Origin of the sequence: Methylobacterium indicum (assembly GCF_001043895.1) — a bacterium.
GTDB lineage: Bacteria > Pseudomonadota > Alphaproteobacteria > Rhizobiales > Beijerinckiaceae > Methylobacterium > Methylobacterium indicum.
Genome location: NZ_JTHF01000251.1, coordinates 1 through 7,113 on the forward strand (window position 1 = coordinate 1; position 7,113 = coordinate 7,113).

Annotated in this window: 6 protein-coding genes and 1 rRNA gene; 3 read left to right on the forward strand and 4 right to left on the reverse strand. The window is 71.7% G+C overall.

Features of this window, described 5'->3' with window-relative positions:
- The 3 genes from QR78_RS25705 to QR78_RS25715 all read right to left on the reverse strand — a co-directional run.
- A partial coding sequence (locus QR78_RS25705; protein WP_048430441.1) for an acetyl-CoA acetyltransferase occupies nucleotides 1-1,109 on the reverse strand: 1,109 nt, incomplete at its 3' end.
- A gap of 64 nt (nucleotides 1,110-1,173) precedes the next feature.
- Nucleotides 1,174-1,899: a 7-cyano-7-deazaguanine synthase QueC gene (queC, locus tag QR78_RS25710; RefSeq protein ID WP_048430442.1), complete on the reverse strand. Its 726-nt coding sequence runs from the start codon at nucleotides 1,897-1,899 to the stop codon at nucleotides 1,174-1,176.
- 96 nt (nucleotides 1,900-1,995) lie between these two features.
- On the reverse strand, nucleotides 1,996-2,211 hold the full coding sequence (locus QR78_RS25715; RefSeq protein ID WP_048430443.1) for a glycine zipper 2TM domain containing protein: 216 nt from the start codon (nucleotides 2,209-2,211) through the stop codon (nucleotides 1,996-1,998).
- A 233-nt stretch (nucleotides 2,212-2,444) separates the two neighbouring features.
- Between QR78_RS25715 and rpsT the strand changes: the two genes are divergently transcribed.
- The 3 genes from rpsT to QR78_RS25730 all read left to right on the forward strand — a co-directional run bounded on the left by rpsT (nucleotide 2,445) and on the right by QR78_RS25730 (nucleotide 6,609).
- Nucleotides 2,445-2,720 (forward strand): 30S ribosomal protein S20, encoded by a 276-nt coding sequence (rpsT, locus tag QR78_RS25720; RefSeq protein ID WP_048430444.1) that lies wholly within the window; start codon nucleotides 2,445-2,447, stop codon nucleotides 2,718-2,720.
- A 197-nt stretch (nucleotides 2,721-2,917) separates the two neighbouring features.
- The gene (locus tag QR78_RS25725) at nucleotides 2,918-4,456 is read left to right on the forward strand and encodes a YifB family Mg chelatase-like AAA ATPase (protein ID WP_048430445.1); all 1,539 of its coding nucleotides are present in this window, start codon (nucleotides 2,918-2,920) and stop codon (nucleotides 4,454-4,456) included.
- Between the two features lie 134 nt (nucleotides 4,457-4,590).
- Complete coding sequence (locus tag QR78_RS25730) at nucleotides 4,591-6,609, forward strand: ATP-binding protein (protein WP_082172117.1); 2,019 nt, start codon at nucleotides 4,591-4,593, stop codon at nucleotides 6,607-6,609.
- Nucleotides 6,610-6,922: 313 nt separating this feature from the next.
- On the opposite strand, the gene rrf is transcribed toward QR78_RS25730, so the two are convergent.
- A 5S ribosomal RNA gene (gene rrf / locus QR78_RS25735) occupies nucleotides 6,923-7,038 on the reverse strand.
- Nucleotides 7,039-7,113 lie beyond the last annotated feature (75 nt).

Below are 7,113 nucleotides of genomic sequence, written 5' to 3' on the forward strand. Positions count from 1 at the left end.
AACACGCCGGCGAGCGTCGCGTCCGGGATCTGCATCCCGCCGGCCTCGCCGCAGAGCTGCATCGCCGACAGCGCGTGCATCGAGACGCCGGTGGCGCCGATCGGGTGGCCCTTGGCCTTCAGCCCGCCCGACGCGTTGACCGGCAGCTTGCCCTCCTTGGTGGTCCAGCCCTCGCGGATCGCGTCGGCGCCGCGGCCCTCCTTGGTCAGGCCCATCGCCTCGTACTCGATGAGCTCGGCCACCGTGAAGCAGTCGTGGGTCTCGACCAGCGACAGGTCGTCGAGGGTGATGCCGGCCTGGTCGAGCGCCCGGGCCCAGGCGGCGGCGGCGCCCTCGAACTTCAGGACGTCGCGCTTCGACATCGGCAGGAAGTCCTGCGCGTGGGCGTTGGCCCGGAAGGCGACGGCGCGGCGCATGCGGAGCGCCGTCTCGGTGTCGGCGAGCACGACCGCCGCGGCGCCGTCCGAGACCAGCGAGCAGTCGGTGCGCTTGAGCGGGCCCGCCACGAACGGGTTCTTGTCCGACTCGGTGCGGCAGAACGCGAAGCCGAGATCCTTGCGCATCTGTGCGTAGGGGTTCTGGACGCCGTTGTGGTGGTTCTTGGCGGCGATCATGGCGAGCGCATCGGACTGGTCGCCGTGGCGCTGGAAATAGGCGCCCGCGATGTTGCCGAACACGCCGGCGAAGCCCGCCGGGTTGTCGCCGTCCTCCGGGAGGTAGGAGGCCTTGAGGAGGGTGCGGCCGATCTCGGGACCCGGCGTGCGGGTCATCTGCTCGACGCCGACCACCAGCACCACCCGGGCGCGCTTGGCCTCGATGGTCTTGATGGCCTGGTGCACCGCCGCGGAGCCCGTGGCGCAGGCATTCTCGACCCGGGTCGCCGGCTTGAACCGGAACCCGTCATCGGCCTGGAGCACCAGGGAGGCGGTGAAGTCCTGCGGGGTGAAGCCGGCATTGTAGTGGCCGAGCACGATCTCGTCGACGTCCTGCGGGCCGATCCCCGCATGAGCCAGCGCCTCGTTGGTGGCGCGGACGATCAGGCTCTCGACGGTCTCGGAATCGTGCTTGCCGAAGGGCGTGTGGCTCCAGCCGACGATGCAGGCGGTCATGGTTGTCTCCTCCCATCTTTGCGACGCACTCTGCGCGAACGGGAGGCCGGCCGGCAAGCGCCGCTCACGCATCCTCGGCGCGGAAGCGCGCATAGCCGGCGGCCCGCAGGGAACAGGCCGGGCAGGTGCCGCAGCCATGGCCCCACGGGTGCAGGGCGCCGCGCTCGCCGAGATAGCAGGTGTGGCTCTCGCGCACGATGAGATCGACCAGGGCCTCGCCGCCGAGGTCCCGGGCGAGCCGCCAGGTCTCGGCCTTGTCGATCCACATCAAGGGCGTGTGCAGCACGAAGCGGCGCTCCATGCCGAGGTTGAGGGCGACCTGCAGCGCCTTGATCGTGTCGTCGCGGCAATCGGGATAGCCCGAAAAATCCGTCTCGCACATGCCGCCGACGATGTGGCGCAGGCCGCGGCGATAGGCCAAAGCTGCCGCAAAGGTCAGGAAGACGAGGTTGCGGCCCGGCACGAAGGTGTTGGGCAGCCCGCCCGCCTCCATGGCGATGGCGGTCTCCCGGGTGAGCGCGGTCTCCGACACCTCGCCGAGCGCCGCGAGGGACAGCGTGTGGTCCTCGCCCAGGCGTCCGGCGAAGGCCGGGACGATCCGGGTCATCTCGGCGCGCAAGCTGGCCCGGCAATCGAGCTCGATGCGGTGGCGCTGGCCGTAATCGAAGCCCAGCGTCTCGACGTGGCCGAAGCGCTCGAGGGCCCAGGCGAGGCAGGTAGCGGAATCCTGTCCGCCCGAGAACAGGACCAGGGCGCCGTCGGGGGACGTCGTGCGGGCGGGGGACGGCATGCGGGCTCCACGCGAAAGGGGGCGGCCCCGCTGCCGGAGCCGCCGCCTGTATAGGTCCCCGATGGCGCCGAGCCTACCGGCCCCGCGAGCGGACCATCACTGGCCCTGCGCCTGGCTCGCCTTCTTGTTGGCGTTGTGGTGGCCGACCGCGCAACCGGCCGCCGCGCCGGCCTTGCCGTGACCGACCACCTTGCCGGCCAGCCCGCCGACGATGGCGCCCTTGATGCAGCCCTTGGCCTCGGCCTGGTGCGGGACCGCGACGGCGCCGAGCGCGAGGAGGCCGGCGGCGAGGAGGGAAGCGGAGCGGATCATGGTGATCTCCCGTGTCTCTTGTGATAAACTCAACCGTTGATCGGGCACCGTGTTCCGAGACGCGGTTCGCTCTGCGGCCGGCGTTGACGACCCGCCCGGTCGCGTCTATAGACCGCGGATCGCGGACCTGCGGGCTTTCGTCCGGCGGGTTGCCCGTGCTTCCATACCCTGACACGCGACGCCACGATCCCGCCGGGATCGCTCGGGCCTCGCTTTGAGAATGAGGAACGCCGATGGCCAACACCGTGTCGGCCAAGAAGATGACCCGCAAGATCGCCAAGCGTACGGCGATCAACCGCTCGCGCCGCAGCCGCATGCGCACCTTCATCCGCAAGGTCGAGGAGGCGATCGAGGCCGGCGATCATGGCACCGCCATGACCGCCCTGCGCAGCGCCGAGCCCGAGATCATGCGCGCGTCCCAGAAGGGGATCGTGCACAAGAACACCGCGTCTCGGAAGGTCTCGCGCCTCGCCGCCCGCGTGAAGGGCCTGCAGGCCGCCCAGGCGTAACGCGCGCCAGCGCAACGCTTCGCCGCGGATCCGCGTCGCGCCGACGGGCGCACGGGATCCGGGGACCGAGAGGAGAACGCCCGGCCGCCGTGCCGGGCTTTTTCGTGTCTGGACAAGTGTTTTCCGGATCCGGGTTGTCGCTGAGCCGTCCGCCGACTAACGTTACGGCAGGACGCCAGCCCGAAAGTCCCGCCCGCATGGTCACCCGCGTCGCCACCGTCGCCTTCGAGGGAATCGAGGCGCGCGCCGTCGACGTCCAGGTGCAGATCACGCCCGGCGCCGTCGCCTTCACGGTGGTCGGGTTGCCCGACAAGGCGGTGGCCGAGTCCCGCGAGCGGGTGCGCTCGGCGCTGATCGCCTCCGGCCTGGCCCTGCCGGCCAAGCGCATCACCGTCAACCTCGCCCCCGCCGACCTGCCCAAGGAAGGCTCGCACTACGACCTGCCGATCGCGCTCGGCATGATGTGCGCCATCGGTGCCCTGCCGGCGGACGCGCTCTCCGGCTATTGCGTGCTGGGCGAGCTCGCGCTCGACGGCAGCCTCACGGCGGTGGCGGGCGTGCTCCCGGCCGCGATGGCCGCCAACGCCCGCGGCCTCGGCCTGATCTGCCCGGCGGCGAGCGGCCCGGAAGCCGCCTGGGCCGCCGGCGACATGGACGTGCTGGCGCCGCGCTCCCTGATCCAGCTCGCCAATCACTTCAAGGGCACGCAGGTGATGGCGCGGCCGGTGCCGGCGGTGGCCGCCCCGGCCGGTATCCTCGCCGACCTGCGCGAGATCAAGGGCCAGGAGGGTGCCAAGCGCGCGCTCGAGATCGCCGCGGCCGGCGCCCACAACCTCCTGATGAACGGCCCGCCGGGCGCCGGCAAGTCGATGCTCGCGGCACGCCTGCCCTCGATCCTGCCGCCGCTCGGCCCCCGCGAGCTGCTCGAAGTCTCGATGATCCAGTCGGTGGCGGGCACGCTGAAGGACGGCGCGCTGTCGAACCGCCGGCCGTTCCGGGCACCGCACCACTCCGCCTCGATGGCGGCGCTGGTCGGCGGCGGCCTCGGCGCCCGGCCCGGCGAGGTCTCGCTGGCCCATGGCGGCGTGCTCTTCCTCGACGAATTGCCCGAGTTCAACGGCCAGGTGCTCGATTCCCTGCGCCAGCCGCTCGAGACCGGCAACGTCATGATCGCCCGGGCCAACCACCGGGTGACCTACCCGGCCCGGTTCCAGCTGGTGGCTGCGATGAATCCATGCCGCTGCGGCCAGGCGACGGAGCCGGGCTTCGCCTGCCGGCGCGGGCCCAACGAGCGCTGCGTCGCCCAGTACCAGGCCCGGCTCTCGGGACCGCTCCTCGACCGGATCGACCTGCAGATCGAGGTGCCGGCCGTCACCGCCGCCGACCTGATCCTGCCGCCGCCCGAGGAAGGCTCGGCGGAGGCCGCCGCCCGGGTCGCCGCGGCGCGCCTCCTGCAGGAGCGGCGCTACGCCGAGGCCGGCCAGCCCGCCGGCACCACCAACGCCTCCTGTCCGGCGACGCTGATCGAGGAGGCCGCGCGTCCCGACGCGGAGGGGATGGCGCTGATCCGCGACGCGGCCGACGCGATGCGGCTCTCCGCCCGCGGCTTCCACCGGGTGCTGCGCGTCGCCCGGACGCTCGCCGACCTCGACGGCGAGGCGCGGGTGCGGCGGCTCCACCTCGCCGAGGCGCTGTCCTACCGCAGCCGGGCCGACCGCCGTCCGGCCGCCGCCTGACGGGCAAGGTCAACGACGCGTTATCGTCGTTCGTCCGATGCTGCCGGTCGAACGAACCTGCGGCTCAACGACTTTCCCAACTCATCTTTCAGGTCCGCGGGACTAACCTCGGGCGGAATGCTGGAGGATGCGGAATGGAGTGGCTCGGCGCGGCGATCGGTCTTCTGGCTCTCGCCTGGCTCGCGGCGCGCTGGAGCGGCGAGCAGCGAAGCCGGCGCGACGGCGAGGTCGAGAGCCTGCACGACCTCGTCTGGCGCACCTCCGAGAGCGAGGAGCGCTACCGCAGCCTGGTCGAGGCGCAGATCGAGCTCGTCGTCCAGCGGGATGCCGAAGGGCGCATCACCTTCGCCAGTGCGGGTTTCGCCGCGCTCCTCGGTACCGTTCCGGCCGCGCTCCTGGGGACCACCCGGGAGGTCGAGGTGGTGGGATCCGGGGAAATGCGCCGGCGGGCCGACGGAGCTCGTTTGGTCGACCTCGCGATCCTGCCGGCGGGGGGCGGGTCCCCGCGCTGGTTCGCCTTCGTCGAGACCGTGACGACGGGGCGCGACGGCCGGCCCGAGGTGCTGCGCGCCGGCCGCGACGTCACCGAGCGGGTGGAATCCGCCCGCGTCCTTGAGGAGGCGCGCAGCCGCGCCGAGGCCGCGAGCGTGGCGAAATCCCGCTTCATCGCCAGCGTCAGCCACGAGTTCCGCACGCCGCTCAACGGCATCATGGGCATGGCCGACCTGATGCTGGAGACGCCCCTGAGCCCCGAGCAGCGGACCTATGCCGAGGCGGTGAAGACATCCGGCGAGGCCCTGCTCTCGCTCATCGACGGCATCCTCGACTTCTCCAAGATCGAGGCTGGCCGCCTCGACCTCGCGGCCGAGCCCTTCGCCCCGGCGGCCCTGGTCGAGAGCGTGGTCGAGCTACTGGCGCCCCGTGCCCAGGACAAGGGTCTCGAGATCGCCGCCGACATCGAGACTCTGCCGGCAGTGCTGGTTGGCGATGCCGACCGGGTGCGGCAGATCCTGATCAATCTCGCCGGCAATGCCGTGAAATTCACGGAATCCGGCGGCGTCGGCGTCACCGCCGCCTGGGGGCCGGAGGGGCTGACCCTCGCCGTCCACGACACCGGGCCGGGCATCCCCGAGGATCGCTTGCCGGTGCTGTTTCAGGAGTTCGAGCAGGGCGACGGCAGTGCCAGCCGGCGCCACGAGGGCACGGGACTCGGCCTCGCCATCACCACGCGTCTCGTCGAGCGCATGGGGGGCCGTCTCGCCGTCACCTCGCGGCCGGGCGAGGGAAGCTGCTTTCGGGTACATCTCCCCCTGCGATCCGGCGCCGAGGAGATCCGGCCCGATGCTCCGAGCCTCGCCGGTCACAATGTTCTGGTGGTTGCCGCGGCCGCCTTCGAGGCGCCCTACATCGCGCGCCGCCTCGGACGGGCCGGTGCCGACGCAGCGGTGGTCGAGAGCGAGGCGGAGGCTCTGGCGGCCCTGTCGGCGGAGACCGTCTACACGGCGGTGATCGCCGACCGGGCGCTCGGCGACGCCGCGGTTCGCCGGATCGCCGCTGCGGCCCGTCAGGCGGGGGTCGGTCGCAGCATCGTCCTGTTGTCACCCTTCGACCGGCGCGATTTCGGCTCGCCCGCTGCGGCGGGTTTCGATCGCTACCTCGTCAAGCCGGTCCGTCTCGCCTCGCTCCTCGCCCGCATCGCCGAGCCGGCGCCGCCGCGGGCCGTGGCACCACCGGTGCCGAGAGGACCGGTTCGGTCCACCTCCTACCGGCCGCGGGTGCTTCTGGCCGAGGACAACCCCATCAACGCGCTTCTGGCGACCAAGGCCCTGGAACGACTCGGCGCCGTCGTGATCTGGGCTCGCGACGGGGCGGAAGCGGTGACGCGGCTGCAGGAGGCCGCGGCCTCACCGGCCCCGTTCGATCTCGCCCTCGTCGATATCCGTATGCCGATCCTCGACGGGCTCGAAGCCGCGCGGAGGATCCGACAGCATGAGAGCGACCGGAACCTGCCCCGCCTCCGGCTCGTCGCGCTGACCGCGAACGTCCAGGCCGAGGACGAGGCCGCGGCGCGAGCGGCCGGCTTCGACGGCTTCCTGTCGAAACCCCTCGATCTCAAGGCCCTGCCGCCGCTTCTGGAGGCCCATGCGGCCTGAACGGCCCCGCTCCGTGGCTTTCGCGCGCTCGTCGTCGGCGGGCCGTGAAGCTGGGTGCCGTTGTTTTCGGGTATGAGAGCTGGTCGGTCCACACCCCGCCGGCGATCGCCGGGCGGGATGCTGTGTCGTGAGGCGGCCGGGATCTCGCATCGTCTGAACCCCTTCGACGAGACGCTGCGCCGGGCCGGCGCGGCGATGGAGCGGGAGAGGCCATGAGGCGAGGGGGCTTGAACGCGACGAAGCCCGCCGGGCGTGAGCCGGGCGGGCTTCGTGGTTTCGATCGTGTCGAGGGACTGTGTCACGTGCTTGGCAGGTCTGGCAGTGACCGACTCTCCCGTGTCTTGAGACACAGTACCATGGGCGCTGGGGCGGTTAACGGCCGAGTTCGAGATGGGATCGGGTTCTGATCACCCCGCTCTGACCACCAGACCGGCCAAGCACGTTCGTTCGGCAAGCATGTCTTTCGCAGGCTGCAGCCTGTGGCTGCTCCGCGCGTCTTCATCG

Coding starts and splice junctions, on each gene's coding strand:
- queC (WP_048430442.1), bottom strand. CDS start 1,899: ATGCCGTCCCCCGCCCGCACGACGTCCCCCGACGGCGCCCTGGTCCTG.
- QR78_RS25715 (WP_048430443.1), bottom strand. CDS start 2,211: ATGATCCGCTCCGCTTCCCTCCTCGCCGCCGGCCTCCTCGCGCTCGGC.
- rpsT (WP_048430444.1), top strand. CDS start 2,445: ATGGCCAACACCGTGTCGGCCAAGAAGATGACCCGCAAGATCGCCAAG.
- QR78_RS25725 (WP_048430445.1), top strand. CDS start 2,918: ATGGTCACCCGCGTCGCCACCGTCGCCTTCGAGGGAATCGAGGCGCGC.
- QR78_RS25730 (WP_082172117.1), top strand. CDS start 4,591: ATGGAGTGGCTCGGCGCGGCGATCGGTCTTCTGGCTCTCGCCTGGCTC.